General features: G+C 55.7%; 24 protein-coding genes. All 24 read right to left on the reverse strand.

What is annotated here, in order from left to right; genetic code table 11:
* Positions 1-31: 31 nt before the first annotated feature.
* The 24 genes from polX to aroC all read right to left on the reverse strand — a co-directional run bounded on the left by polX (position 32) and on the right by aroC (position 24,659).
* Entirely contained in the window at positions 32-1,753 is a 1,722-nt protein-coding gene (polX, locus tag WC891_07500; protein ID MFA5867784.1) for a DNA polymerase/3'-5' exonuclease PolX, read from the reverse strand.
* On the reverse strand, positions 1,753-3,123 hold the full coding sequence (gene argH / locus WC891_07505) for an argininosuccinate lyase (protein MFA5867785.1): 1,371 nt from the start codon (positions 3,121-3,123) through the stop codon (positions 1,753-1,755). The genes polX and argH overlap by 1 nt, the downstream gene beginning before the upstream one ends.
* Positions 3,120-4,319, reverse strand: a complete 1,200-nt coding sequence (locus WC891_07510; protein ID MFA5867786.1) for an argininosuccinate synthase — start codon at positions 4,317-4,319, stop codon at positions 3,120-3,122. The genes argH and WC891_07510 overlap by 4 nt, the downstream gene beginning before the upstream one ends.
* Positions 4,320-4,772: an arginine repressor gene (gene argR, locus WC891_07515; protein ID MFA5867787.1), complete on the reverse strand. Its 453-nt coding sequence runs from the start codon at positions 4,770-4,772 to the stop codon at positions 4,320-4,322. It lies immediately after the preceding gene.
* On the reverse strand, positions 4,769-5,707 hold the full coding sequence (gene argF / locus WC891_07520) for an ornithine carbamoyltransferase (GenBank protein ID MFA5867788.1): 939 nt from the start codon (positions 5,705-5,707) through the stop codon (positions 4,769-4,771). The genes argR and argF overlap by 4 nt, the downstream gene beginning before the upstream one ends.
* Positions 5,701-6,894 (reverse strand): acetylornithine transaminase, encoded by a 1,194-nt coding sequence (locus tag WC891_07525; GenBank protein ID MFA5867789.1) that lies wholly within the window; start codon positions 6,892-6,894, stop codon positions 5,701-5,703. Before WC891_07525 ends, argF begins: the two co-directional genes overlap by 7 nt.
* 153 nt (positions 6,895-7,047) lie before the next feature.
* Positions 7,048-7,902 carry an acetylglutamate kinase gene (gene argB, locus WC891_07530; protein MFA5867790.1) on the reverse strand — a complete coding sequence of 285 codons (855 nt, stop codon included), beginning with the start codon at positions 7,900-7,902 and terminating at the stop codon, positions 7,048-7,050.
* A gap of 96 nt (positions 7,903-7,998) precedes the next feature.
* On the reverse strand, positions 7,999-9,210 hold the full coding sequence (argJ, locus tag WC891_07535) for a bifunctional glutamate N-acetyltransferase/amino-acid acetyltransferase ArgJ (protein ID MFA5867791.1): 1,212 nt from the start codon (positions 9,208-9,210) through the stop codon (positions 7,999-8,001).
* Positions 9,207-10,250 (reverse strand): N-acetyl-gamma-glutamyl-phosphate reductase, encoded by a 1,044-nt coding sequence (argC, locus tag WC891_07540; GenBank protein MFA5867792.1) that lies wholly within the window; start codon positions 10,248-10,250, stop codon positions 9,207-9,209. Before argC ends, argJ begins: the two co-directional genes overlap by 4 nt.
* Before the next feature lie 172 nt (positions 10,251-10,422).
* Positions 10,423-12,822 carry a phenylalanine--tRNA ligase subunit beta gene (gene pheT, locus WC891_07545; GenBank protein MFA5867793.1) on the reverse strand — a complete coding sequence of 800 codons (2,400 nt, stop codon included), beginning with the start codon at positions 12,820-12,822 and terminating at the stop codon, positions 10,423-10,425.
* Complete coding sequence (pheS, locus tag WC891_07550) at positions 12,819-13,865, reverse strand: phenylalanine--tRNA ligase subunit alpha (GenBank protein MFA5867794.1); 1,047 nt, start codon at positions 13,863-13,865, stop codon at positions 12,819-12,821. Before pheS ends, pheT begins: the two co-directional genes overlap by 4 nt.
* Before the next feature lie 91 nt (positions 13,866-13,956).
* Positions 13,957-14,313, reverse strand: a complete 357-nt coding sequence (gene rplT / locus WC891_07555) for a 50S ribosomal protein L20 (protein MFA5867795.1) — start codon at positions 14,311-14,313, stop codon at positions 13,957-13,959.
* Between the two features lie 26 nt (positions 14,314-14,339).
* Positions 14,340-14,534, reverse strand: coding sequence for a 50S ribosomal protein L35 (rpmI, locus tag WC891_07560; GenBank protein MFA5867796.1), 195 nt, complete (start codon positions 14,532-14,534; stop codon positions 14,340-14,342).
* Complete coding sequence (infC, locus tag WC891_07565; GenBank protein ID MFA5867797.1) at positions 14,527-15,060, reverse strand: translation initiation factor IF-3; 534 nt, start codon at positions 15,058-15,060, stop codon at positions 14,527-14,529. The genes rpmI and infC overlap by 8 nt, the downstream gene beginning before the upstream one ends.
* Before the next feature lie 87 nt (positions 15,061-15,147).
* A complete protein-coding gene (locus tag WC891_07570; GenBank protein MFA5867798.1) occupies positions 15,148-16,239 on the reverse strand; it encodes a nitronate monooxygenase family protein in 1,092 nt (363 codons plus the stop codon).
* A 13-nt stretch (positions 16,240-16,252) separates the two neighbouring features.
* Positions 16,253-16,813, reverse strand: a complete 561-nt coding sequence (gene efp, locus WC891_07575) for an elongation factor P (GenBank protein ID MFA5867799.1) — start codon at positions 16,811-16,813, stop codon at positions 16,253-16,255.
* Positions 16,814-16,842: 29 nt separating this feature from the next.
* Positions 16,843-17,904, reverse strand: coding sequence for a Xaa-Pro peptidase family protein (locus tag WC891_07580; protein MFA5867800.1), 1,062 nt, complete (start codon positions 17,902-17,904; stop codon positions 16,843-16,845).
* Between the two features lie 41 nt (positions 17,905-17,945).
* Positions 17,946-19,274, reverse strand: a complete 1,329-nt coding sequence (locus WC891_07585) for a hypothetical protein (protein ID MFA5867801.1) — start codon at positions 19,272-19,274, stop codon at positions 17,946-17,948.
* Positions 19,275-19,281: 7 nt separating this feature from the next.
* Positions 19,282-19,902, reverse strand: a complete 621-nt coding sequence (locus tag WC891_07590; GenBank protein ID MFA5867802.1) for a prepilin-type N-terminal cleavage/methylation domain-containing protein — start codon at positions 19,900-19,902, stop codon at positions 19,282-19,284.
* A complete protein-coding gene (locus tag WC891_07595) occupies positions 19,886-21,403 on the reverse strand; it encodes a hypothetical protein (GenBank protein MFA5867803.1) in 1,518 nt (505 codons plus the stop codon). Before WC891_07595 ends, WC891_07590 begins: the two co-directional genes overlap by 17 nt.
* Before the next feature lie 44 nt (positions 21,404-21,447).
* Entirely contained in the window at positions 21,448-21,906 is a 459-nt protein-coding gene (gene aroQ, locus WC891_07600) for a type II 3-dehydroquinate dehydratase (protein MFA5867804.1), read from the reverse strand.
* A complete protein-coding gene (gene aroB / locus WC891_07605) occupies positions 21,903-23,006 on the reverse strand; it encodes a 3-dehydroquinate synthase (protein ID MFA5867805.1) in 1,104 nt (367 codons plus the stop codon). Before aroB ends, aroQ begins: the two co-directional genes overlap by 4 nt.
* A complete protein-coding gene (locus WC891_07610) occupies positions 22,996-23,511 on the reverse strand; it encodes a shikimate kinase (protein MFA5867806.1) in 516 nt (171 codons plus the stop codon). The genes aroB and WC891_07610 overlap by 11 nt, the downstream gene beginning before the upstream one ends.
* Positions 23,511-24,659, reverse strand: coding sequence for a chorismate synthase (gene aroC / locus WC891_07615; protein ID MFA5867807.1), 1,149 nt, complete (start codon positions 24,657-24,659; stop codon positions 23,511-23,513). The genes WC891_07610 and aroC overlap by 1 nt, the downstream gene beginning before the upstream one ends.
* Between the last annotated feature and the right edge of the window lies 1 nt (position 24,660).

The raw sequence follows: 24,660 nt of genomic DNA on the forward strand, positions 1-24,660 counted from the left end.
CCGCAAAATACACGGCCCCAGGATGACGCTTTCACGGCTTGTTTTTCAGAGCCGCCAACATCTTATCTAACGGCAGTGTATTCACAACGTCTGGCGGCTCTAGCCAGCCGCGGCGGGCCTGAGCCACACCGTACATCATATAACGAAGATGCGCGGCCATGTGCGAATCGGTATTGATGACGAGCTTCAACCCGCGTCTCTTCGCTTCCCTGATATAATCGTCCCGCAAATCCAGACGGTCGGGAAAGGCATTAATCTCCATTATGGTCCCCGTATCTGCAGCCAGATCGAAGGCCGCCTCGATATCTATGGCGTAGGGCTCGCGCCGCCCGATCACCCGGCCTGTCGGGTGGGCGAATATCTGTATATATGGATTAGCCAGAGCCCGTTCAACGCGTTTCATAATCTTCTCGCGCGGTTGCGAAAATCCCGAATGGATAGACGCTAGCACGATGTCGAACTCTTTGAGAATCTCATCAGGATAATCGACGCCGCCGTCTCCGGCAATGTTGAGTTCGATGCCGCTTAAAATCACGATTCCTTCAAGTCCGCTGTTCAGCCTTTCTATTTCCGCCCGCCGCTTTTTTATGTCTTCCCGCGTCATTCCCCCGGCGATCTTCAACTTCTCGGCGTGATCGGTAATCGCGATGTATTCATAACCTAACGCTTTGGCCTCCCCGGCCAAGTCCGCGATATGATTCAAGCCGTCGCTGTAAGTGGAGTGAACCTGCAAATCCCCTCGAATGTCAGACTGGGCGACCAGTTTTGGCAAAGCGTGGGCTTCCGCCGCCTTTATCTCCCCGAGGTCCTCGCGAATCTCTGGATCGATATAGTCCAGGCCCATCGCCCCGTAGACGTCAGCCTCGCTCCGGCTGCCAAGATTTCGCCCGGTCTTAAGGTCGAATATCCCGTATTCGCTGATCTTCAGGCCGCGCTTTTTAGCCATGTCTCTCAGCCGTACGTTGTGCTCCTTCGAGCCGGTAAAATACTGGAGGGCGCTGCCGTACTCGGCCGGTTTGACGACGCGTAAATCTACTTGTAAGCCATTGCCCGTGAGTACGCTGGCTTTGGTGTCTCCCCTGGCCAACACGCGCTCGACATCAGGCAGGCCGGTAAAATATCCGGTTATCGCGGCCGTATCATCGCCTGCGGCCAGAATGTCGATATCGCCGATCGTCTCCTTCATACGGCGCAGCGACCCCGCATAGTCCGCATCCGCCACGCCCGGCTGCGTTCTTATGGCGTCGACGAATTTCTTGGCGGCGGGATAAGCCTCGCTCAAGAGCATTCTTTTTCGTCCGACGCGGAGGAGTTCGATACCCTTGATAATGTTCTCTTCAGTCTTCGCGTTCATCCCTTTGAGCGCGGAGACGCGCCCTTCCCTGGCCGCCTCCATCAACTCGTCGACGTCGGTAATTCTAAGCTCTTCGTAGAAGAGTTTAGCTTTCTTGGGGCCGACGCCGGGGACGCTCATAAGCTCAAGTAAACGAGGCGGGACCTGCGTTTTGAGGTCCTCGTAATAGGCCATCTTACCAGTCGTGAGTAACTCGGCGATCCGTTCGGCCAGACGCTCTCCGACAGCCGGCAGCTCGGTTAAACGGCCATCTTTTACCAGCACCCCGACGTCTTCTATCGAGCTTCTGATACTGTTGGCGGCCCGGTGATGGGCCCGCACCCGGAAGGGATTATCGCCCAGGATTTCCAGCATGTCGCCGATATCGTCTAATCGGGAGGCGACTTCCTGGTTGGTCATCAGCCGATTAGCTCCCGCGCGGCGTCTATCTGGCCGGCCAATTGTTTAGGCGAGGTGCCGCCGGCGCTATCGCGGCGCTCGACGCTGCGTTTGACGCGAATGACGTCCAGGACGTCGCGGTCGAATTTGGTCGAGAAATCCTTAAACTCATCCAGCGATAGGTCGATCAACTGCTTATGTTTGCGGATGCACTGTTTTACGATGCTCCCGACAATCGTATGGGCTTCCTTGAAAGGAACTCCCTTGGCGGCCAGATAATCAGCCAGGTCGGTCGCGGTAATGAAACCATCGTCTGCGGCCTTGGCCATGCGGGACGGATTGAACTTGACCGTTGCCAGCACGCCCGCCATTACCTTAAGGCTCATTTTGACCGTGTCAGCCGTATCAAACAGACCTTCCTTGTCTTCCTGCAAATCTTTGTTGTAGGCCAGCGGTAAACCTTTCATCACGGTCAGTAAGCCCATCAGGTGTCCGAAAACGCGGCCGCTTTTGCCGCGTACGAGTTCCGCCGCGTCGGGGTTCTTTTTCTGCGGCATTATGCTCGATCCCGTGGAATAGGATTCGTCAAGCTCGGCGAAACCGAATTCTCGCGTCGACCAGAGGATCATCTCCTCGGCCAAACGGCTTAGGTGCGTCATCGTAACCGCTCCGGCCGCGATAAACTCCAGGGCGAAATCCCGGTCGGACACGCCGTCCAAACTGTTCTGCAAGACTCGAGAAAACCCGAGTTCCTTGGCGACAAAGTCCCGGTCTATCGGGAATACGGTGCCCGCCAGGGCGCCTGAGCCTAAAGCCAGGGCATCGGCGCGGCCGCGGCAATCAACGTAACGCGCCGCGTCCCGCTCCAGCATAAAAAAGTACGCCATTAAATGGTGGCCAAGCAAAATCGGTTGCGCCTTCTGCAGATGGGTGTAGCCGGGCATCAGCGCGTTCCCGTCGGCTTCCGCGCGATCGGTCAGCGTCTTCTGAAGGCCTTTGATAAGCGCGACGATGTCGTCTGCTTCTCGTTTAACGTACAGGCGCAAGTCCGTGACCGCGACGTCGTTGCGGCTGCGGCCGGTGCGCAGCTTGCCTCCGACGGGTCCGATCTTCTCGATCAGCGCGCGCTCTATCGCCGTATGGATATCCTCGTCGCTGGCGACATAAGCAAACCCGCCCTTGTCCATCTCTTTCTTAATCTCTTTTAAACCGACGACAATCGAGCCGGCCTCATCTTCCGTGATAATCCCGGTGTGCCCCAGCATTTTGGCATGCGCCGCGTTGACCTCGATATCCTCCCGGTACAAGCGTTTGTCGAACGGCAGTGACGCGTTGAACTCCTCCATTATCTCGGCCGGTTCTTTGTCAAAACGCCCGCCCCAAAGTTTCATTTTTTCTCCTTGTTTTTCTTAGCCCATTCGATCAGCGGTAAGCCCCACAGTTCGATGAACCCGGTCGCCGCGTCGTGCTCAAAGATGTCGTCCTTGTCATATGTAGCCAGTTCGCGTTCGTAAAGGGAGGCCGGGGAGCGACGGCCGGCGACTGTCAAGTTGCCTTTGAAGAACTTCAACCGAATGGTGCCCGTCACATTCTTCTGCAAGCTCAAGAAAAACTCGTCCAAGGCCTGGCGAAGAGGTGAAAACCACATCCCCGTATAAATCAGGTCGGCGTATTTCTGTTCCGCGATGCGCTTAAAATGCAGGGAGTCCCGTTCCATTGTTAAATCCTCAAGCGCCTTATGGGCGGCGATGATCGACAACGCCGCCGGCGCCTCGTAGACCTCTCGAGACTTTATACCGACAAGACGGTTCTCTATCATGTCTAAACGCCCCACCCCGTGCGCGCCCGCCAACGTGTTCAGGCTGAGTATAATCTCCTTGAGCGTCATTTGCTTACCGTTCAGCGAAGCCGGCAAGCCCGACTCAAAACCAAGTTCCGCGTAGGCCGGTTCGTCCGGCGCCTCGCTGACAGGCTTGGTCATCAGATACACCTTTTCGCCCGGTTCCTGCCATGGATCCTCAAGGTCGCCGCCTTCGATCGCGGTTCCCCAGAGGTTGGCGTCGATGCTGTAAACCTTATCCTTATCGACGGTTATTTCTATGCCTTTCCCGTTCGCGTATTCGATCTCTTCCTCGCGAGACATCTTCCACTCGCGTATCGGAGCTACGATTTTCAAACCGGGGTCCAATGTCTTGATGCCTATGTCAAAGCGTACCTGGTCGTTGCCTTTCCCGGTGCAGCCGTGAGCGACAGCCACCGCGCCGCTCTTGGCGGCCTGCTTGACTAGATGCTTGACGATACACGGACGGCCTAAAGCGGTCGCGAGAGGATATTTGTCCTCGTATAAGGCATTGGCGCGAATGGCCCGGGCCAGGTACTCGTTTACGAATTCTTCGCTGGCGTCGATCCCGTAGACCTCGGCCGCTCCGTTGCGCTTGGCGCGCGCCAAGGCTTCGCTGACGTCTTCGCCGCCGTTCAAATCGACCGCCAACGCCACGACATCATATCCATAATTCTCTTTTAGCCAGGGTATGGCGACGGATGTGTCAAGCCCGCCGGAATACGCCAGAATAACCTTTTCTGCCATTTAAACTCCTTTCACGGCCAGGCTCTTGGCAAAAGCCTGCCCGCTGGCCTCGTCAGACGTTATGACAAGTATTGTATCATCGCCGGCCACGCTCCCCAGGATCGTTTTGTCGCCAAGGTTATCGACCGCTGTGGCGACTCCGGAGGCGTACCCGGGCAGTGTTTTTACAATAACCAGGTTGCCCGCGCGCTTTACCTCGCTAACAAGATCCTGCGCCATGCGCCGCAAGGCCGGCCAGGCCTGGGACTGCACCGCACCCGTCGCGTAGACCAGTTTGCCGACTTTCGATCGTGTCTTGCCGACGCCCATCTCTTTTAGGTCACGCGACAAAGTCGCTTGCGTCGTCTGGAAACCCGCTTTCTTTAGCTCCTCCGCCAGGTCCTCTTGCGTCTCTACCTGACGCGTTTCTATGACTTTAAGCATGGCTGCCTGGCGAGCCGTTTTCTCCCTCATCGCCATCCGCCTTTGCCGATCAATGCGTTCATTAGCGCCTTCTGCGCATGCAAACGGTTTTCAGCCTGGTCGAAAACTACCGAGTTCGGTCCGTCCAGTATGCCGGCGTCGATTTCCTCTCCCCTGTGCGCCGGCAAACAGTGCATGACCAGCGCGTCCACCTTCGCGACAGACATGACCTCCTCGTCGATGCGATAGGGCCGCAGGGCGTCCATCCGCTTCCCGCGCTCCGCTTCATCGCCCATACTTACCCAGACATCCGTGTACAGAATATCCGCTTGTTTGGCCGCGACCATTGGGTCTTCCGTTACCGCAACGGTTGACCCGGTGTCGATAGCGATTTCCTTAGCTGTCTTGACCATTTTAGCGTTCGCTGAAAATGCCTTCGGACAAGCCGCCGTTATGTTCATCCCCGAAGTCGCCGCGGCTATCATTAGCGAGTTTAAAACGTTGTTACCGTCTCCCAGATAGGCCAGTTTTAGGCCGGCCAAAGTCTTTTTCTTCTCAAAGATGGTAAACATGTCCGCCAGCGCTTGGCAGGGGTGGTGCTGGTTGGTAAGCGCGTTTACCACCGGCACCGTGGCCGCGGCCGCCAGTTTCTCCAGCTTTTCCTGCTCAAAGGTACGGATAACGATCGCGTCGCAATACCGGGAAATCACGCGGCCCGTATCCTCAATGGTCTCGCCCCGCCCCAGCTGCATGTCTTGGCCGTACAGAACAACAGCGTGGGCGCCCAGCTGAAACAGACCGACCTCAAACGATATACGCGTCCGCGTCGACGGCTTATCAAAAACTAAAGCGACGCTCTTCCCGCTCAGCGGTTGGTCGCGATATCCCTTCTTGAGCTTGTCTTTCATATCGGCCGTTTTGGCCAGAAGGACGTCGACGTCGCGCTTGTCTAACTCCTCGTATGTTAAAAAATCTTTGCTCAGCATAACGCCTCCAACGACGCTTGCAAGGTTTCTATCATCGCGTCAACGTCGTCTTTGGTGACGATAAGCGGCGGCAGGAACCGCAGCGTCGTTGCCGACGTCTTGTTGATGACAAGGCCTCGTTTCAAACAGTCCAACACGACGTCCTGGGTGGCCGGCTCGGTGAGCTCTAAGGCGGCCATCAACCCCAGGCCGCGAACATCGGCTATACAATCAACCCGCTCCCGCAACACGTTTAGGCTGTTTATCAGGTAACTTCCCATTGTCCCCGCGTTGTCCACCATTGCCTCGTCCTCAATCGCTTGTAGCGCAGCCAATCCCGCCGCGGCGGTTAGAGGAGATCCGCCGAACGTCGTGCCGTGGTCGCCCGGCTCGAATACCTCGTGCACTTTTTTTGAAGCGATAACTGCGCCGATCGGCACGCCCCCGCCTAAGCCCTTCGCGACCGTGACAATATCTGGGTCCACGTCATAATGCTCGTAAGCGAACATCTTTCCGGTCCGGCCTAAGCCGGATTGAACCTCGTCAATGATGAGCAAAGCACCGCTCTGGTCGCAGATCTCACGCGCTTTTTCCACATACACGTAATCGGCCACATTAACGCCACCCTCCCCTTGCACGACTTCCAGCATCACGGCCGCCAGTCCCGCCGTCGCGGCGTCTTCCAAAGATTTTATGTTGTTGAACTCCGCGTGGATGAACCCGGCCGGCATCGGCTTGAACGGTTCGTGTTTATCCGGCTGTCCCGTCGCGGCCAACGTTGCCAGTGTCCGCCCATGAAAGGAGTGTTCCGCCGTCAGAATCACGTAAGATCCCAAATCCGCGTCCTTGGCGTATTTCCTCGCTAACTTGATGGCCGCCTCATTAACCTCGGCGCCGCTGTTGGCGAAGAACACCTTGCCGGGAAACGTCATGTCAATCAGTTTCTCCGCCAAGAGCGCGGTCGGTTCCGTATAAAAAAGATTGCTGGTATGGATCAAGTTGGCCGCTTGCTCGGTCAAGGCTTTGACGACATAGGGGTGGCAGTGGCCGATCGCCGCTACGCCGATGCCGCCGACGAAATCAAGGTACTCCCGTCCGTCCGTGTCCCACAGCTTGACTCCGCTCCCCTTGACAAAAACGACCGGCAGCCGCGCGTACGTGTTCATCACATATTTCTTGTCCAGTTCCATAACCTCATGTGTTTTCATATAATCTCCTACCCTAATCTCCGCCACTTGTCGCCAATCGCCAAACTAAGTGATGGAGGAGGTGATTCTAGTGATGCTGGTGATAGCGCCTTTTTCGTCACCTTCATCACTTCAAGTTTCACTCCGTCACTGGCCGCCTTGCACCAATCACCATCAGATTATCATTGTGCCGACGCCCTCTTTGGTAAACACCTCGAGCAGCAAGGCGTGAGGAATCGTTCCGTCCAGAATGTGAGCCCGGTTCACGCCGCCTTCCAGCGCTTTAAGGCAGCCCGATAGTTTAGGCAGCATGCCCGACTCAACGTGTTTCTCCTCTACCATTCGCCGGCATTCTTTCTCTGACAGTTCCGAAATCAACGAACTCTTGTCGTCAAAATCCCGATACAAACCCGCGACATCCGTTAGAAAGATGATCTTGTCGGCGCTGATTGCCGCCGCCACCTCGCCCGCGACAAGGTCCGCGTTGATGTTATAACTGTTCCCGTCACGTCCGATCCCGACGGAGGCGACCACCGGAATAAAATCCTCGTGCACCAGGTCGTTGATGATCTTCGGCTCGATCTTCTCGACTTCTCCGACAAAGCCCAGGTCAACTTTCCCAAGTTTCTTGCGGGCGTGAATCAGATCACCGTCATCTCCGCTGACTCCTACCGACAGCCGACCATGGCGGTTTATCAAGGTCACAATCTCCTTGTTCACCTTGCCCACGAGCACCATCTTCACGATGTCCATCGTTTCCGCGTCGGTCACCCGCAGGCCGTCCACAAACTTCACTTCCTTGCCCGACTTCTCCATGAATTTGCTTATCTCCGGCCCGCCTCCGTGCACCAGAACCGGATTCATGCCGACGTACTTCATAAGAACCAGGTCAGAAGCGATGCTTTCCTTTAGCTCGTTATTGACCATCACGTTCCCGCCATATTTGACGACGACAGTCTTGCCGAAATGTTCTTTTATGTACGGCAACGCTTCCATCAAAACGGAAGCCTTATACATCGCGTCTTTCACATAAACTCCTATCGTCGTTAGTAATTAGTTGTTAGTTGTTGGTCGTTAGTCTTAAATACTAACTGCTAACAGCCAACTACTAACCACCTACGCTGTTCAGGTGCGGTAGTGGGCGTTGAACTTCACGTATCCGACCGACAAGTCGGTTGTCAAAACCGTCGCCCGGTCCTGTCCCGCGTTAAGATTTAGGTTGATTTCTATATCCCCGCTCTTCATAATCTTTTTGATCGTTTCGACGCAGAAAACAACGCCTTCGCCGCCGCGCATTATCGGCTCGCTATCGAGGCTTATTTCCAACCGCCGCGGGTCGAAATCGACGCCCGCCGCGCCGGCTGCCGCGGCTATCCGGCCCCAATTGGCGTCTTCGCCAAATAGCGCGCATTTTACCAGTAGAGAATCGGCTATGGCCATGGCGACCGCCTTGGCGTCCGCCTGACAGCCGGCTCCGTCGACCGCGATCTTCACGAACTTGGTCGCCGCTTCACCGTCCCGCACCATCATTTCTGCCAGCTTGAACATTACTTCAGTCAACCCGGCCGTGAACAACTCATGGCCTGACGTGTTTTGCAGAATATGGGTGTTGCCGGCCGCGCCGTTTGCCAGGACATTAACCGTATCGTTCGTGCTCATATCCCCGTCTATGGAAATACAATGGAACGAAACGTCGACGGCTTCCCGGACCGATTGGTCCAAAGCTTTCGCACAGATATCGGCGTCGGTGGTTATGACGGCGATCATGGTCGCCATGTTCGGAGCGATCATGCCGGCCCCTTTGGCCATACCCCCTATGCGGACGGTTTTCTTGCCGATGGCTACCTCAACCGCCGCTTCCTTGGGTTGTTTATCAGTCGTCATTATCGCCTTTGCGGCCGCCGCGCCGCCCTTGACTGTCGCTTTGGCCATGGCCGCCTTGATACCCTTTTTAACGGCCTCCATCGGCAGCGGTATGCCGATGATCCCGGTCGAGGCAACGAGTATCTTATTCTCCTTGACCCCGACGATATCAGCAGCCTGGGCGCACATTTCGCGCGCGTCGCTTAAGCCCTTGTCTCCGGTGCAAGCGTTCGCGTTTCCGCTGTTGATGATAATCGCTGCGATATGCTTCTCCCCGCAGTTCTCCATGGAGACAACGACCGGAGCCGCCTTAACCGCGTTCGTGGTAAACATGCATCCGGCTTTGGCCGGAGGATCGGCAACGACGACGGCCATATCCGGCAAGCCGCTTTTTTTGATCCCGCAGACCACGCCGGCGGCTTTGAACCCCAGCGGAGCCGTCACACCGCCTTTGACGCTCTTCACGGCGATCATGGCAGGAGTCCTATTGTTTTCAAGCCAACGTCTTCGGCCAGGCCGAACAATATATTCATGTTCTGAACCGCCTGCCCGGCCGCGCCTTTCACCAGATTGTCCAGGGCGGAGGCAACGATTAACCGGCCGGTACGCTCGTCAACGACCAAACCAAGATGGCAATAGTTCGAACCGACGACCGATTTCAACTCCGGCATTACCCCGTCCGGCAGGACGTGAACGAAGACGCTGTCCTGATAGTATTCTTGATAAACCTGCTGTATCTCCGCTGAGGATATATCCTCGGTCAAGTCGGCATACACGGTCGAGTAAATACCGCGTGAGAACGGCCCTAGATGAGGAGTAAACGATATCTTCGCGTCATCACCCGCCAGCCGGCTTAAATAAAGCTCCATCTCCGGTATATGTTGATGTAAGCCTCCGGCCTTATACGCCGCCACGCTGTCCGAACGGGCGCAGAAGTGCGTTTTTTGGTTCGCTTCACGGCCGGCGCCGCTGACGCCGCTTATGCTGTTGACGATAATGTCCTGACAGTAAACAATGTTTTTCTTAACTGCCGGCGCCATGGCCAAAATAGCCGACGTCGGGTAACACCCGGGATTGCTGACCAGTGAACTGCCGGCGATATTGCCAAGATTGATTTCCGGCAAACCGTAAACCGCCTCCGGCAACAAGTCGGTCTGCGTGTGCGGCACGCCGTACCATTTCTGGTAGAGTTCCGGATCCGGCAGACGGAAATCACTGCTGAGGTCAATGACTTTTTTGCCTGCCTTGGCCAGGCCGGCCACTATCTCCATGGACTTTCCGTGCGGCAGCGCTGCGAATACGATATCCGCCTGATTCGCGCTGTTCGGCCCGGTATAAGCCGAATATTCGATATCGTTCGGTCCGTCAAGACTAGGATACAATCCGGATGCGGCCTGGCCCGCGTATGTTTCCGAAGTGGCCAGGATTACCTTGACGTCGTCCCGGGGCCCGAGCAGACGCATAAGCTCCGCTCCCGTGTAACCCGACGCTCCGATTATCGCCGCCTTAATCATTTAAGCCTCCATAAATAAATACAACAGTACGCATATTATACAGAGGTGTGAATGTCTATGCAAGCGGTTTCTTGATCTACCAAACACGATTAGGGCTGGATAGTAAGCTTCGTGTCAGTTCCTGCGGCCGCAAAAAACGGGCGTCCCCAGGATGACTGTATGCGTTTTCATTTTATCTTATTTCGGCCTTGATGTTTTTCTTTAGGGCTTCGATGACTTTCGCGTGGGCCGCGTCGGTCTCCTCAACAGTCAAAGTGCGGTCCGGTGCCCGGTAAACCAGGCGATACGCCAGGCTCTTCTTGCCGGTCGGCACCTGGTTGCCGGAGTAAAGGTCGAACGGATACGCGTCGGCCAGTAAGTCGCCCGCGGCTTTCTTAATAACATCTGTAATTTGCTCGACTGTCATTTCGGTATCAACCAGGGTGGCCACGTCCCGAATCATTTGCGGGTAGCGGGACGGCGGGACTACTTTCACGGCTGGATTCCTGGCCTCGGCCAGGATCCCTGTGTCTATTTCAAAAGCGAAGACGTCGTTGGCGAACTCGTAATTCTTAGCGACCATCGGATGCACCAGGCCGAATACCCCCGCCTGTATTCCCTTCACCCTCAAACTCGCGCATTGGCCGGGATGGAAGATCGCGTCCTCCGCCCGCTCTATCCGGCTTTCGGTCACGTCCAGGCGTTCGACCAAAGCTTCTACGATGCCCTTAATATCGAAGAAATCCACTCCGCGGCCTTTCCCGTACCAGGTGTCGTTTCCTAAAGCCCCGGTCAATAAGCCGGCGGCCATGACTCTTTCCAGCGGTAAACCGGCATCGTCCTCGTCAAAGAAGACGCGCCCCGTTTCGAAAAGCGCGCAGTTCATCTCGCCGTAATTAGCGTTAAACCGGACCGCGTTGAATAGACCAGGCAACAACGAAGTCCTTAAAACGCTTTGCGCCTCGCTGACCGGATTGGCCAGCTTGATCGCGGCCGCGCGCCGGTCATCGGCGGGCAGAATCAACTTGGCTATATCCGCCGGGTCGATAAACGCGTAGTTGACCGCTTCCAGCAAACCGGCAGCCGCCAGTACAGACTCTGCTTTCCTGATAGATATCTGCTCGGACGTCAAAGGAGCCGCGCTGCCCCCGCTATCCGGAACTGTTGATGGCACGTTGGCGAATCCGTAGACCCTGGCTATCTCCTCGATCAAGTCGACCACGCGAGCGATATCCGGTCGGAACGACGGAGGTGTCGCCTTGATTGCGCCAGCCTTGATCTCTACTTTGAAATCCAGCGCTTTCAGGATTCCGGCCATCTCCTTGTCGCTGATCTCCGCCCCGATAAAAGACCTGGCTTTGGCCGTTTCAAGGTTAACTGTCCTGGCCGCGATCTTCTTCGGATAAACATCGATAGCGCCCTTGGCCACCTTGCCGCCGGCCAGTTCCTGTATCAGATAAGCCGCCCTGTCGGCCGCGAACAGCGTGCCTTCGGGGTCGGTGCCGCGTTCAAATCTGGCCGACGCCTCCGAGCGCAGATCCATGTCGAAACTGGTCCTAAAAATCCCGGTCGGAGCAAAATATGCCGACTCGAGCAGACATTCCGTCGTAGCCTCGTTAATCTCGGTCGTCGAGCCGCCCATTATGCCTGCCAGGGCGACCGGACCGGAAGGATCGGCGATGACCAGGGTGTCCGGTCCTAAAACCCGGTTAACCCCGTCCAAAGTAGTCATGTTTTCGTTTAACTCCGCCCGGCGGACGATTATCTTGGCGTCCTTGACAAGCTTTTTGTCAAAAGCGTGCAGCGGTTGGCCGGTCTCCAACAAAATGTAGTTGGTTATGTCGACTAAGTTGTTGATCGGCCGTATACCCGCCTTGGACAGCCGCTGTCTCATCCAGAACGGCGAGGTCCCGACCTGTAGACCGGTAATAATCCTGGCCGAATATCTCGGACAAAGGTCCGGGTCCTTGATATCAACGGAGGCCAGGAAGCCGGCGGTTGTCTGCCCTTCTTTAATCTTTACCGGAGGCGCTTTTATTTTGCCGCCCGTTATCGCCCCGACCTCACGGGCGATTCCAATCATCGACATGCAGTCGGGACGGTTGGGCGTTATCTCAAACTCGATCACGGTGTCTTCCAAACCCAAATGCTCGGAGATACCCACGCCGACTTTCGCCTCGGGATCGAGGATCATGATCCCGGCGGCGTCTTCCCCCAGCTCAAGCTCTGTTTCCGAACAAAGCATGCCCTCTGATTCAACGCCGCGCAGCGACGCCTTCTTAATGGTTAAACCGCCGCCCAGCTCAGCCCCGATCAACGCGACCGGCACTTTGTCGCCGGGGTTGATGTTTTTGGCCCCGCAGACGATCGTTAGCTCGCCCGACCCCGCATCGACGCGGGTCACGACCAGTTTATCCGCCTGCGGATGGGGCTCGATGGCCTTAATTACACCGGTTACGATCTTGTCCAAAGACGGTTTGATCTCGGTCACAGACTCCACGGCGGTACCGGTCATTTCCAGCCGGTTGGCCAGCTCGCACGGCGTCCAAGGAATGTCTACATATTCCTTTAGCCAGTTAACTGAAACTTTCATTTGAACTGCCTTAAGAATCTGATGTCGTTCTCGAAGAACATCCTGATGTCCGGAATATCGTATTTAAGCATCGCGATGCGGTCCGGCGCCATCCCGAAGGCGAATCCGGTTACTTTGGTGGGATCGTAGCCAACCATCACGAAGACATTTGGGTCGACCATGCCGCAACCCATAATCTCCAGCCAGCCGGTATGGCTGCATATCCGACAGCCCTCGCCTCCGCAACGAATGCAGGAAACGTCGACCTCAGCGCTGGGTTCCGTAAACGGGAAGAAATGCGGTCTGAAACGGACGGCACGGTCCGCGCCGAACATTTTGTGGCAGAAAACCTCCAACGTTCCCTTGAGGTCGCCGAACGTGATATTCTTATCGACCGCCAGCCCTTCTACCTGGTGGAACATGGGGCTGTGAGTGGGGTCGGCGACGTCCGGGCGGTAAACTTTGCCCGGCACGATGACGAAAACAGGGGGCGCTTGTTTCTCCATGACGCGGATCTGCGCCGGGGATGTTTGCGTTCTTAAAAGCGGCCGCCCTTCATTCCCGCCGGCCGACGGCCTGTCTACATAGAAAGTGGCTTGCAGCGTCCTGGCCGGGTGATCCGGCGGCGTGTTTAGCGCCGTGAAATTGTAATATTCGTTCTCGATCTCCCTCGTTTCAACGATTCCGTATCCTAGCGAGGTAAAAATCTCCTCGATTTCCCGGATCGTCCTGGTGATCACATGGGCCGCGCCGATCAGCGGCGGTCGAGCCGGCAACGTAATGTCAATGCGTTCCGTCCTTAGCCGCTCGGCGACAACTTCTTTGGCCAGATGTTCGGAGCGCTCAATCAACGCCGCTTCCAGCCTTTGCCGGATGTCGTTGGCCAGGCCGCCGATAACGGGGCGTTCTTCCTCAGGCAAGCCGCCAAGGCTCTTCAGAACCTCCGTCAGCTCTCCCTTCCGGCCCAGGTATCTGACGCGCACGTCCTCAATCGTCTCCGCGGACGCGGCGTTCGCCTCGGCTAGCGCCTTCTCACCAAGTTGTTTTAGCTCTTTCTCGCTCATCAGGCCCTCATTATAACAAAGAAAAAGACGGGGCTTTAAGACCCCGCCTTAAGATTGTGCCGCTATGTACGCGCCTCGAGGGCTGCGGGGTCTAGTTGACCTGCCCTCTGGCAACTTCGGCCAGCCTGGTAAAGCCCTCGGGATCGTTTATGGCCATGTCTGACAGAACCTTCCTGTCCAGCTCGACGCCGGCCAATTTCAAACCGTGAATTAAACGGCTGTACGACAACCCATTATTCCGGGCGGCCGCGCCGATTCTGGAAATCCAAAGCGTCCTGAACTGGCCTTTCTTATCCCGCCGGTCGCGGTACGCGTACATCAGGCTGTGCATGACCTGTTCCTTGGCTCGCCGGTACGAGCGGCTTTTCGCTCCCCGGTAGCCCTTGGCCAGACTCATGATCTTGGCCCGTTTTCTGCTTCTTTCGTTTCCTCTTTTAACTCTTGACATCGTTCCTCGCTCTTTCGTTGCCGGACTTATCTGCCCAGCAGTTTCTTTATCCTTTTCTCGTCGGCCGGCTTGACGATTAACATTTTCTCCAGCTGCGCCTTTCTCTTAGGGCTTTTCTTCTCGAGAATATGGCCGTCAAAAGCCTGCCGCCTCTTCAATTTCCCGGACGCGGTCGATTTGAACCTTTTGGCCGCTCCCGAATGCGTTTTCATTTTAGGCATTGATCGCTATCTCCTTCTTGGCTGCCGGCGCCAGGATCATGATCATATCACGTCCCTCGACCTTGGCTTCCGATTCTATAATCGCCAGGTCTTGCACCGCTTCAACCATCCTGTCCAGGAGCTTCTTGCCGAGTTCCGTGTGGGCCATCTCTCGTCCCCTGAACATGATTACTACTTTTACTTTACAGCCCGCGTTTAAAAACCTTTCTACGTGCTTTCTTTTCGTGTCGAAATCGTGATGGTCGATCTTCGGTCTTAATTTTATTTCCTTGATAACGATCAAGGACTGGTGCTTGCGGGCCAGTTTGGCCTTTTTCTCCTGCTCAAACTTGTGCTTGCCGTAATCCATCACCCGGCAAACCGGGGGCTTTTCCTGGGGCGCGACCTCAACAAGGTCAAGTCCCGCGTCGTAAGCGATCCGCAAAGCGTCTTCTATCGTTTTGATGCCTAACTGATCACCATTCTCGGCCACTAATCTAACCTCTCTGGCCGGAATCTGCGTATTAATCCGGTTTGTCGAACTGATTAAAAACCACCTCCGCTCAAGTCTGAGCTTTTCCTAAATGTCTTCAAAGGTAAAAGTATAGCTTGTCCAGTAGTTCTTGTCCATAGTCTAGGCGGTCGCCTGATACGCCGCTTCGGCCTCCGCCACCAGCTCATTCATTAGTTCCTTGACTGACGTGATGGAATCTATACGCCAGGCATTTGTGCCGGCGAAAACAAAACCTTCGTCCATATTGCCGTTCCGGGCGTTGACCAGGGCGCGCGCGATACAATAAGGGCTCTGGCTGGGGCGACAGGTTTTCAGACAGTGATAGGTGCACCGGATCGGCGTCGTCTCACCCCTCTTGGCTTTGTCCAGGAACTCATTCCGTATGGCCCGGCCCGGCAATCCCACCGGACTGTCGATCAACACAATGTCGTCCGGACTGACCGTTTTGATATATGTCTCTTTGAAGGCTAACGAAGCGTCGCACTCGTCCGTCGCGACAAACCGCGTCGCCATCTGCACCCCCGACGCGCCTGCCTCTAAAGCATTGGCGATGTCCCGGCCGTCAAAAATGCCTCCGCCGGCGATGACGGGAATCTTGACGCCGTGCTCCTTCTCAAAAGGCAGGACCGCTTGGACGGTTTCCTTAATCAGAGAAATGAGATCGAATTTGTCGATGTTGTCCAGCTGTTCCCGGTTGAAACCCAGGTGCCCGCCGGCCTTCGGACCTTCCAGAACAATCGCGTCGGGGAGACGCTTATATCTGTTCCACCAGGCCTTACAAATCAGCGCCGCGGCTCGACCGCTCGAAATAATCGGGGCAAGCTTTGTCTTGGCTCCCTTTTCAATCAGCTCCGGCAAATTCAACGGCAACCCGGCTCCGGAGAAAATGATATCTATCTTCTCCTCAACTGATACCCTCACCATATCCTCAAAATTCGTCAGCGCCACCATTATATTGACGCCCAAAAGGCCTTTTGTCTTGGCTTTGGCGGAACGAATAACCTTACGCAAAGCCTCGATGTTCGCGGTCGGAAAGTCGGTCTCCCAATTTGGCTCTTCCATGCCGACGCCGGCGGTTGAAATGACGCCGATCCCGCCTTCGTTGGCGACGGCCGCGGCTAGATTATCCAAGGAAATCGCGACGCCCATGCCGCCCTGGACAATAGGTACCTTGGCCACCAAGTCTCCGATTTCAAGTTCCGGTAAGCGCATCTGTCCTCCTGAACTAGACACGGGTAACATAAGCCCCGGTACGGGTATCAACGCGAATCGTTTCCCCAGGACCCACGAAAAGCGGGACCTGGACTACCGCCCCGGTCTCCAGCGTGGCTGGTTTTGAACCGCCTGACGCGGTGTCGCCCTTAACGCCCGGGTCTGTCTGGGCAACCTTAAGGTCAACGGTGACGGGCAGCTCGACAGACAAAGCCTTGCCCTCGTGAAACAGAATCGAGACCTCTATGTTTTCCTTTAGATACGACGCCTGATCAGCCAGGGCGTCCATCGGAATCGAATACTGTTCGTAATTGTCGGTATCCATAAAGACATAGTTCGCGCCGTCCGCGTACAGGTATTGGGCTCTGTTGGTCTCCATCATCGCTTGCTCGACTTTCTCTCCGGCCCGGAATGTCTTGTCGATAACCGCGCCGTCGCGCAAGCGTTTCAGCTTCGTCCGCACAAAAGCAGGCCCCTTGCCGGGCTTGACGTGCTGAAATTCAACGATATTAAAAAGCTGGTCGTCATCCAGCTTAAGCGTCATACCGTTCTTCAACTGGTTCGTCGTGATCAATATTCTTCCTCCAAAAGCGGTCGCACAACCTATAATCCGATTAAATCTCGCGGGGATTGTGTCATGAGCCGAGGCTCACCGTTTAATACTACCATATCCTCTACCCGCACGCCCCCGAAGCCCCGGGCGTAAAGTCCTGGTTCTATAGTGAAAACCATACCGTTCTTAAGCTCGTCCGTCGAGCCCGTTCCCAGTTGGGGTTGTTCATGAATCTCGAGCCCGACGCCGTGTCCCAGCCCGTGTAATAGCCTGGCCGGTCCGCCGTAGTTATCCAAGTAGCTCCGGCACATCTCGTCGGCTTCCGCGGCCGGCAGCCCGGGTTTAATAGCCTCCAGGACAAGCCGGCCGGCATGGGCGGCGGCCGCGTGCATAGCCGCCTGGGCAAGCGTCGGCTTGCCGATTACGAACGTCCGCGATATGTCGGAATGATACCCGTTGACGATCGCTCCCAAGTCGACCAACACCAGATCGCCGCGCTCCAGAATGCGGTCGGTCGACGAGGCATGCGGCATCGAGGAGTTCGGCCCCGAGGCGACGATGATTTCAAAGCTTTCCCCTTCGGCGCCATTATCTCTTAGATATCCGCAGGCCAGCTTAGCCAATTCTTTTTCCGTTCGTCCAGGTCTTATTTCTCCCGTAAGGTACGAGATTGTCCTGTCGGCCAGACCGGCCGCCAATTGTAAGTCGGCCACTTCGTCGTCGTCTTTGATGACGCGCAGGCCTTCTACCGCGTTATGAACCGGGACAAGTTCAATTTTCTTTGAGGCGTTGTCCAGGCTTTTAAAGAGGCTTTCGTATTCGGCGTAGGTTAAGCCGCCGGCCTCAAAACCCGCTTTGGCCGGCGCCGCCTCCATCAGCGCGTCTTTTAGCGCCGCCGCCACACTCCGTCCGCCCAGAATCTCAACGTTGGCCGCTTCCAGCTCCGCCCGCTCTTCATACCGCGTATCTACCACCAAGACCGCTTTGTTCGGCCAAATGACCAGGGCGCCGTCGGTGCCGCGGAAACCGCAAAGGTAAAACAGGTTGGCGGGACGGAATACGACCAACAGGTCAAGACGCTTTTTCTTAAGGAAGGTTTTGATCTTATCCAAACGCGCGTTCAAGCGCGGGGAATGACTGACGAGCTTTAGGATCATGGGGCGGACTCCAACCATTTAATAATCTCGAAACCCGCGTTGGCCGGTTCTATAAAATGAGGCGGGGCCAGATATGCCATCCTCTCGTCGAATTCGTACTTCTTATAGTAACCTGTGCGGCGGGTCGCTGAGAATGTGCCCACAGGACCCCTATACCTTTGGCAAATAGATCCCTTCAATGTGATGGTCCCCCTTTGGTTACCCTCACTATAACGCTCAAAACCGAATGAATGGTTGACCGCCGCGATGGCCGCATCGATCCTGACGTCGAAAGGCGCCACATCCACGCCCGTTCTGTTGTAATGATTGATATAGACGTAATTATCGGCCACCAGACCAAGTATCCCGTTAACCAGGTCCCCGTTAAGCACATCGGCCGTTACATAGATTATATTCTTTGCGCCGACCGTAAGCCCCCCGGAGTACGTTCCCGATATATAGACGTCGCCGTTGTTGGCCGTGTACTTGGCCGAAGCCAATCCGTCTACATAAACTACGCCGTTGGTCGGAAAGCTGACCGTGCCGACCGGACCTTTGGTTTTGCCTGATGTGTCCGAATTGGCGATAGTCAAAGAAGAACCTACTAAGGTTATAGTCGTCTGTCCGTAATAGTAGTAGCCGCCCTGCAAGGCCAGACTTTTCAGTTCAAGATTCGTCGGCGGGAAATCCAGCGCTGCAGCGTGTTCCGTGTAGCCCTGATCGAATGTCGGCGTTCCGTTACGGGCATCCAAAACGCCGGTCATGGTCACTTCGCGCATAAAATGGGGCGTGCCGTCGGTATGGAGGTTGTCGTTGGTGTGCAGAGGCCCCATGATGATATCGCCTGTAACCCACCAGATGACGCTGTTGGTCCCTTCAACAATCTCGTAGTCCGTCATATAGATATAGTTGGTGAACGCTTTCTTCCTTATCAGCGCGGTTATTTTTCGGCTGACATAGGCGCCCGTCGATCCCTTGACGCGACCTGTGGCCGTAACAGTTATCGCCGGAACGTTCCCGCTCGGCGGCGCGATTTCCAGGTGATACTGACCTTCCCCAAAATCAACCCATTTGTCGGCGCCCAGGGCGTCTTTACCTTGAGCAGGGTGAATGAAGTTCAAGTAATACAGCCGGTCCTTATTGAGCCTCCATAGGTAGTCGTTTACGCCGCTCTCGGCAATATTGACTGCCTTCTCCCTGTCGCTGCTATGTATGATACCGCGGCGCGTAGTCTGCACCAACAGAATCGAAGTCGTCATCAAGGTAATGATTAACGCGATGATGCCGATCACCTCGACGGTGGTCATGCCCGCCTCTGGCTTAAAGTCGTATATTTTGCGCGTCATATTTTGACTATTCATAGTTTCGAAGACTGACCTCCCGGGTAACGTTAGCCGGCGGCGGCGGTTTACTAATATCGACATCGCAACGTATGTTGATTCTGACCAGCCTTATTTTCGCTCTTTCCGCCGCCGTTTGACCCGTTATTTCGACTCCGTTCCCGTCAAAGTAGGAGAAAATCGGTGTGCTGGAGTCGTTCACGATATACCGGCCGATTTCCGCGACGGTCGTAACGCCGGTGAAAACCCAAGGCGGTCCGCCCGCCTGAGCAGTCTCGTACACTTTTAGCAGTTTCGCCCCCGATTGATAATAGCGATACCGGGTCGGCGCGCCTTCCAGGGTCCCGCCTCGGTATAAGACGATTTCGACCGGAAGGGCCGTCTCAATTATCGGCTGTGAGCTATCCAGGCTTCTAGCCGACCGAATCTCCCACGCCAAGGTGGAGATCGTTAATTGAGCCTCACCGTCAGCTTCCGATCTGGCTTGCACCTCACGCATTATGCCTAAGGCCGCGTTTAACAAAGCCAGCAGGACGAGAGCCGCGATGCTCATCAACATCATAGTGACCATCAACTCAACCAGGGTAACACCTATCTCGCGATTTTTGGTCGTGTCTTTAGAAACTGTAGACAACGCTGCTTTGCACCCCCGCGGCGACGGTGACATTCCTAGGGTAACGCCACCCGTTTCCTCCCCATCTGTAAACCGTATAGTTCCCCGGCGGGACGTCTATAAACAAAACCTGTCCGGGCGCGTAACTTCCCGTGATTCCCGTCACGTCGACGGTGCCTCCGATGAGCCGAACTTGGACATTGTCACGCGGCGCGCCGCTTCTTGTCTGCGCAGTCACTAGAACCGATCCGGAGGTCGGATAACCTTGCAGGTAAGCATTGAGATTCGTATTTCCGCTCTGTGTTATCGTTATCAGGTTGCTGTACGGCTGATAACCCGCCGCCGTTATTACGATATCGTATTGCGCCACCTCGAGGTCGATCTCAAGAATTCCGCTTGTGTTGGTCTGCGCGTTTATAACGGTCCCGTCGGTCCGATCAGTCAGTGCCACATCGACGATTCCCAGTCTACCTGACGTTACCGCATCGAACGTCTCTAGGTGGAGATGTCCGGAAGGAGTCGGCTGAAGCGTGATGTTTACGGTCTGCGACCCGTTCGGCGCGACAATTACCGAAACTGGTGTTATTGTCGGACTATATGCGGCGGCGTCCGCCGAAATCTCGTAATTGCCCGGGAACAGAGAAGCCAAATCGAACAGGCCTGTCGCGGCGGTATATTTGATGTCGCCAAAATCGGCGTTGGACAAAGTGATCTTGGAATATTTGTTGATAACGGTGCCGCCGGGGTCGAGCAAGCGCACTATTAGATGGCCCGGTTGGTCTATCAAAAAGGTAACGGTGCGGGTCTGGCCAAACACGACGGTCGTTGTCTGGATTTCCTGATCGACCCTTACCACATAGCCGACTTTACTTATCTTCAGAGAGTAATCGCCCGGCGAGACACTGGCGGCCAGCTGCGCGAACAATGCCGATCCCTCACCGTTCGTCCAACCAGCCAACGGCGACGCCGGCCCGGTCGTAATGTCGATCCTGGCGTCCGACACGCTCGTCACTCCGTCGGACAAAAACGCCTTAGCGATGATATTCCCGCCCGTGATGGCTGATTCCTCCGATTCGGCTGAGATATTGGCCGACAGCTCAGCCAGGGGCTTGGCGACGCCTGCTTTCGTTACAGTCACCCGCGCGAGTTTGAAGTCATTCGGAAGAGCGTCTGTCCCGGCCGCGGCCGTCCCGTCCATCGGGTCGTCCACCCAGCTGATGCGGACGGCTATATGAAATACGCCTCCAGAGCTTTGCGCTTCGTCCCGGTCCGCCAGAAAGATGCCGTTGGGGTTTCCCCCGACTATGCCTACCTGGTTGTAAGACGTTTTGCGGATCCTTTCCATCTCCCGGCTGGCGACATTATCCGCGACCGCCCGCAATCTGTTATTGACGACATAGTTGGTAAGCACGAAATACAAAGGTAGGACGGCGACAAAAGCCAGAACGATCAAGGATAATGCCAGCAATGTTTCCATTAAGGTATAACCGGCTTGGCGTTTCAACCTTGCTAAACCTGACATATTAAGCCTGCTTTTGATAACGATAAGCTCGCAACACCGTCTGCTTATATATTATCGTCAGACTGTGTGGTCAGGTTTAGTTTCGCCTGGATAATCGCCTCCAGCGCCAGATAATAGCTGTCCGCGCCGAAACCAGAAATTTGTCCGACAGCGACGGGGGCTATCACAGAAATCTTCCTGAATTCCTCGCGGCTATAGATATTGGAGAGGTGGACTTCTACTACAGGTTTATCGATCGCCGCTACGGCGTCGCGTATGGCGATGCTGTAGTGCGTAAACGCGCCGGGATTGATTATTATGGCGTCGGCGTCGGTCGTCTGGAGCTTATCGACAATCTCTCCTTCATGGTTTGACTGGAATATCTCCAGCCCTACGCCTAATATGGCCGCTTTGGCGATCATCGTTTCGTTAATCTCATCGACCGAGGTTACGCCGTAAACGTCCGTTTCCCGCTGACCGATCAAATTAAGGTTCGGTCCGTGGATGACCAGGATCTTTTTCATTGACGCATCTCCTTTATCGTTTCCATTATAGTGATTTCGTCAACATCCCTGATAACCGGACGCCCAAAATCCTCCAGCAAAATAAACGAGACGTCGGAACCTGTTTTCTTCTTGTCCCGGCGCATCGCGTCAATCAAACCTTTGTCCGCAGCTTCAGTCAATCCGGCAACCGGTTCAAAGCCGGCTTTCTCTAATAATCTGTCGGTGGTTGCCGCAATCTCCGGGCCGCTGACGCCGAGTTTCTCCCCCAGCTTAGCGGCGAAACGCAAGCCTGAAGCAACTGCTTCGCCGTGGTTTACCTCCTGATATCCGGAGACCGCCTCCAGGGCGTGTCCAAATGTGTGGCCATAGTTTAATATGGCGCGGCGGCCCGTCAAATCCCGCTCGTCTTCGCCGACGACCTCCGCTTTAAAGCCGGCCGCTTTGGCGACGGATTCCTCGAGCGCGGCCTCTTCCCTTCTGACCATACCGTCCAGACTGTTATCGACGAAGGACAAGAAGTCCCCGCCGGCCAGCATCGCGCTCTTTATTATCTCGGCCGCCCCGCACCTGATCTCCCTGTCGGGCAACGTCGCCAGAAACGCGGTGTCTGAAACGACCGCCCGTGGTTGGTAGAACGCGCCGACCAGGTTCTTCCCCGCCGGCAAATCGACTCCGGTTTTTCCCCCGATACTGCTGTCAACCTGCGCCAGAAGAGTCGTCGGCACGTTTATAAAAGGAACCCCGCGCATATACGACGCCGCGACGAAACCCGCCAAATCACCGACGACTCCGCCGCCAACCGCGACAATGGCGCCACCACGGCCGGCGCCGAACTCGGATAAAGCCACAAAAACATCCTGACAGGTTTCAATAGTCTTAAACGCCTCGCCATCCGGGATTTCGATAAGGTCAAAAATGAAGTCTGAGTCTGCGAGGCTTTTATCGACCGTCTCGCTTACCAAGCGCCAGATATTCGCCGATGTGATCACGGTGGCCCGCTTAGAGGCTGTCACGCCTGACATAATCTCGCCCAGGGAACCGGCCGAGCCGCATCCTATTCGAATGTCATAGCTTACGGACTTGCCGGGAGGTACAGTAACCGTGATTTTAGTAACCAATGGCCTGAAATATTTCGTGTTCGACTTCGCCGATTGTTTTATCCGACGTGTCGATTATCATATCCGCGGCTTCTCTGTACAGGGGGTCTCTTTGCATGAGCAGAACTTCCATGTCGGCATAGCCGTTTTTTGTTTCCGCCAGCGGCCGTCCGGATCCGGACCCTATGCGCTCGAATAACACATTGGGTCGGGCATACAGATAGACGACAAAACCGCCGTCCTTTAGCATCTTGGCGTTTTCTTCTTTAGAAATGGCTCCGCCTCCGGTCGCGATGACCTCGCCTCTGATATGGGCCAGACTCTTTATCGTTTCCGTTTCAAGTTCCCTGAATTTATCTTCACCCAGGGTGCTGAAAATCGTTTCTATGGTCGCCCCGGCCGTGTCCTCAACCATCTTGTCAGTATCGACAAACGGGCGATGCAGGACTTCGGCCAGCCGTCTCCCGACTTGAGTCTTACCGGCGCCCATAAAACCGATCAACACTATGTTCCTTAGATTGCTCATCAGCGCGTTTCCTCTTTATATGACTCGAAGTTGCGGCGCGTCTCATCCACACTGTCACCGCCGAATTTTCTTAAGAATGCCGAAGCGATTTCAATGGCCGTTACCGCCTCGCCAACCACACTTGCGGCCGGAACCGCGCACACGTCAGCCCTCTCCTGAATCGCCTCGGCCGGCTCTTTGGTTGCGATATCCACCGTCGTCAACGGTTTTCCTAAGGTGGGGATAGGCTTCATCGCCGCTCTCAATATCAAGTTCGAACCGTTTGTAATACCGGCTTCAAGACCGCCGGAGCGATTGGTGGAACGGAAGAAGCCGCGCTCCCGGTCGTAAGATATCTCGTCGTGCGCTTGCGAGCCCAAACGAGTCGCCAGGTCAAATCCGTCTCCGAACTCGACGCCTTTGATCGCGGGGATGCTGATGATCGCCCGAGCCAGCGCCGCGTCCAGCCGGCGATCCCATTGCGCGTAGGTGCCCAGGCCGACAGGCAATCCAAACACTCCGACCTCGAAAACGCCGCCCAGTGTCTCGCCGGCTTGACCGGCTTCGTCAATAGCCGCCATCATGCCCGCCGCTGCCTCTTCGTCCAGGCACCTGACCGGGGACGCGTCGGCCTTGTCGTTGTCCGCCGGACTGTCCACGCCGGCGCGCGTTTTTACGTCTCCTATGGCGACAACGGCGCTCGCTATCTCGATGCCGAATTCGCTCAAAAGTCTTTTAGCCACGGCTCCGACGGCTACCCTGGCCGCTGTTTCACGCGCCGACGCCCTTTCCAGAACGTTTCTGATATCCCCGAAACCGTATTTGATCGCGCCCGCCAAATCGGCGTGACCCGGCCGTGGTTGGGTAAGTATGTCTTCGCTGAGTGGTTTAACCTCGACGTTCATCAGGTCCTGCCAGTTTACCCAGTCCTTGTTTCTAATGATGAGAGAAATCGGGCTGCCTAAAGTCGTTCCGCCGCGGATACCGCTTAAGATATCCACTTCATCGCGCTCGATCTTCATCCGACCGCCGCGACCGTAGCCAAGCTGCCGGCGAGCCAGATCCTTGTTAATGTCGTCCGACGTGACCGGCAGGTTCGCGGGAACGCCGTCAATAACTGTTACCAGCGCCAAACCGTGAGATTCGCCGCCCGTCAAAAACCTCAACATC

The sequence above is a fragment of the Actinomycetota bacterium genome (assembly GCA_041658625.1).
GTDB lineage: Bacteria > Actinomycetota > JAHEXW01 > JAHEXW01 > JAHEXW01 > JBAZZW01.

What these genes read in the sequence shown, in the direction of transcription:
- polX (MFA5867784.1), bottom strand. Translation starts at nt 1,753, where the DNA reads ATGACCAACCAGGAAGTCGCCTCCCGATTAGACGATATCGGCGACATG.
- argH (MFA5867785.1), bottom strand. Translation starts at nt 3,123, where the DNA reads ATGAAACTTTGGGGCGGGCGTTTTGACAAAGAACCGGCCGAGATAATG.
- WC891_07510 (MFA5867786.1), bottom strand. Translation starts at nt 4,319, where the DNA reads ATGGCAGAAAAGGTTATTCTGGCGTATTCCGGCGGGCTTGACACATCC.
- argR (MFA5867787.1), bottom strand. Translation starts at nt 4,772, where the DNA reads ATGAGGGAGAAAACGGCTCGCCAGGCAGCCATGCTTAAAGTCATAGAA.
- argF (MFA5867788.1), bottom strand. Translation starts at nt 5,707, where the DNA reads ATGCTGAGCAAAGATTTTTTAACATACGAGGAGTTAGACAAGCGCGAC.
- WC891_07525 (MFA5867789.1), bottom strand. Translation starts at nt 6,894, where the DNA reads ATGAAAACACATGAGGTTATGGAACTGGACAAGAAATATGTGATGAAC.
- argJ (MFA5867791.1), bottom strand. Translation starts at nt 9,210, where the DNA reads ATGATCGCCGTGAAGAGCGTCAAAGGCGGTGTGACGGCTCCGCTGGGG.
- argC (MFA5867792.1), bottom strand. Translation starts at nt 10,250, where the DNA reads ATGATTAAGGCGGCGATAATCGGAGCGTCGGGTTACACGGGAGCGGAG.
- pheT (MFA5867793.1), bottom strand. Translation starts at nt 12,822, where the DNA reads ATGAAAGTTTCAGTTAACTGGCTAAAGGAATATGTAGACATTCCTTGG.
- pheS (MFA5867794.1), bottom strand. Translation starts at nt 13,865, where the DNA reads ATGAGCGAGAAAGAGCTAAAACAACTTGGTGAGAAGGCGCTAGCCGAG.
- rplT (MFA5867795.1), bottom strand. Translation starts at nt 14,313, where the DNA reads ATGTCAAGAGTTAAAAGAGGAAACGAAAGAAGCAGAAAACGGGCCAAG.
- rpmI (MFA5867796.1), bottom strand. Translation starts at nt 14,534, where the DNA reads ATGCCTAAAATGAAAACGCATTCGGGAGCGGCCAAAAGGTTCAAATCG.
- WC891_07570 (MFA5867798.1), bottom strand. Translation starts at nt 16,239, where the DNA reads ATGCGCTTACCGGAACTTGAAATCGGAGACTTGGTGGCCAAGGTACCT.
- WC891_07585 (MFA5867801.1), bottom strand. Translation starts at nt 19,274, where the DNA reads ATGACGCGCAAAATATACGACTTTAAGCCAGAGGCGGGCATGACCACC.
- WC891_07595 (MFA5867803.1), bottom strand. Translation starts at nt 21,403, where the DNA reads ATGTCAGGTTTAGCAAGGTTGAAACGCCAAGCCGGTTATACCTTAATG.
- aroQ (MFA5867804.1), bottom strand. Translation starts at nt 21,906, where the DNA reads ATGAAAAAGATCCTGGTCATCCACGGACCGAACCTTAATTTGATCGGT.
- WC891_07610 (MFA5867806.1), bottom strand. Translation starts at nt 23,511, where the DNA reads ATGAGCAATCTAAGGAACATAGTGTTGATCGGTTTTATGGGCGCCGGT.
- aroC (MFA5867807.1), bottom strand. Translation starts at nt 24,659, where the DNA reads ATGTTGAGGTTTTTGACGGGCGGCGAATCTCACGGTTTGGCGCTGGTA.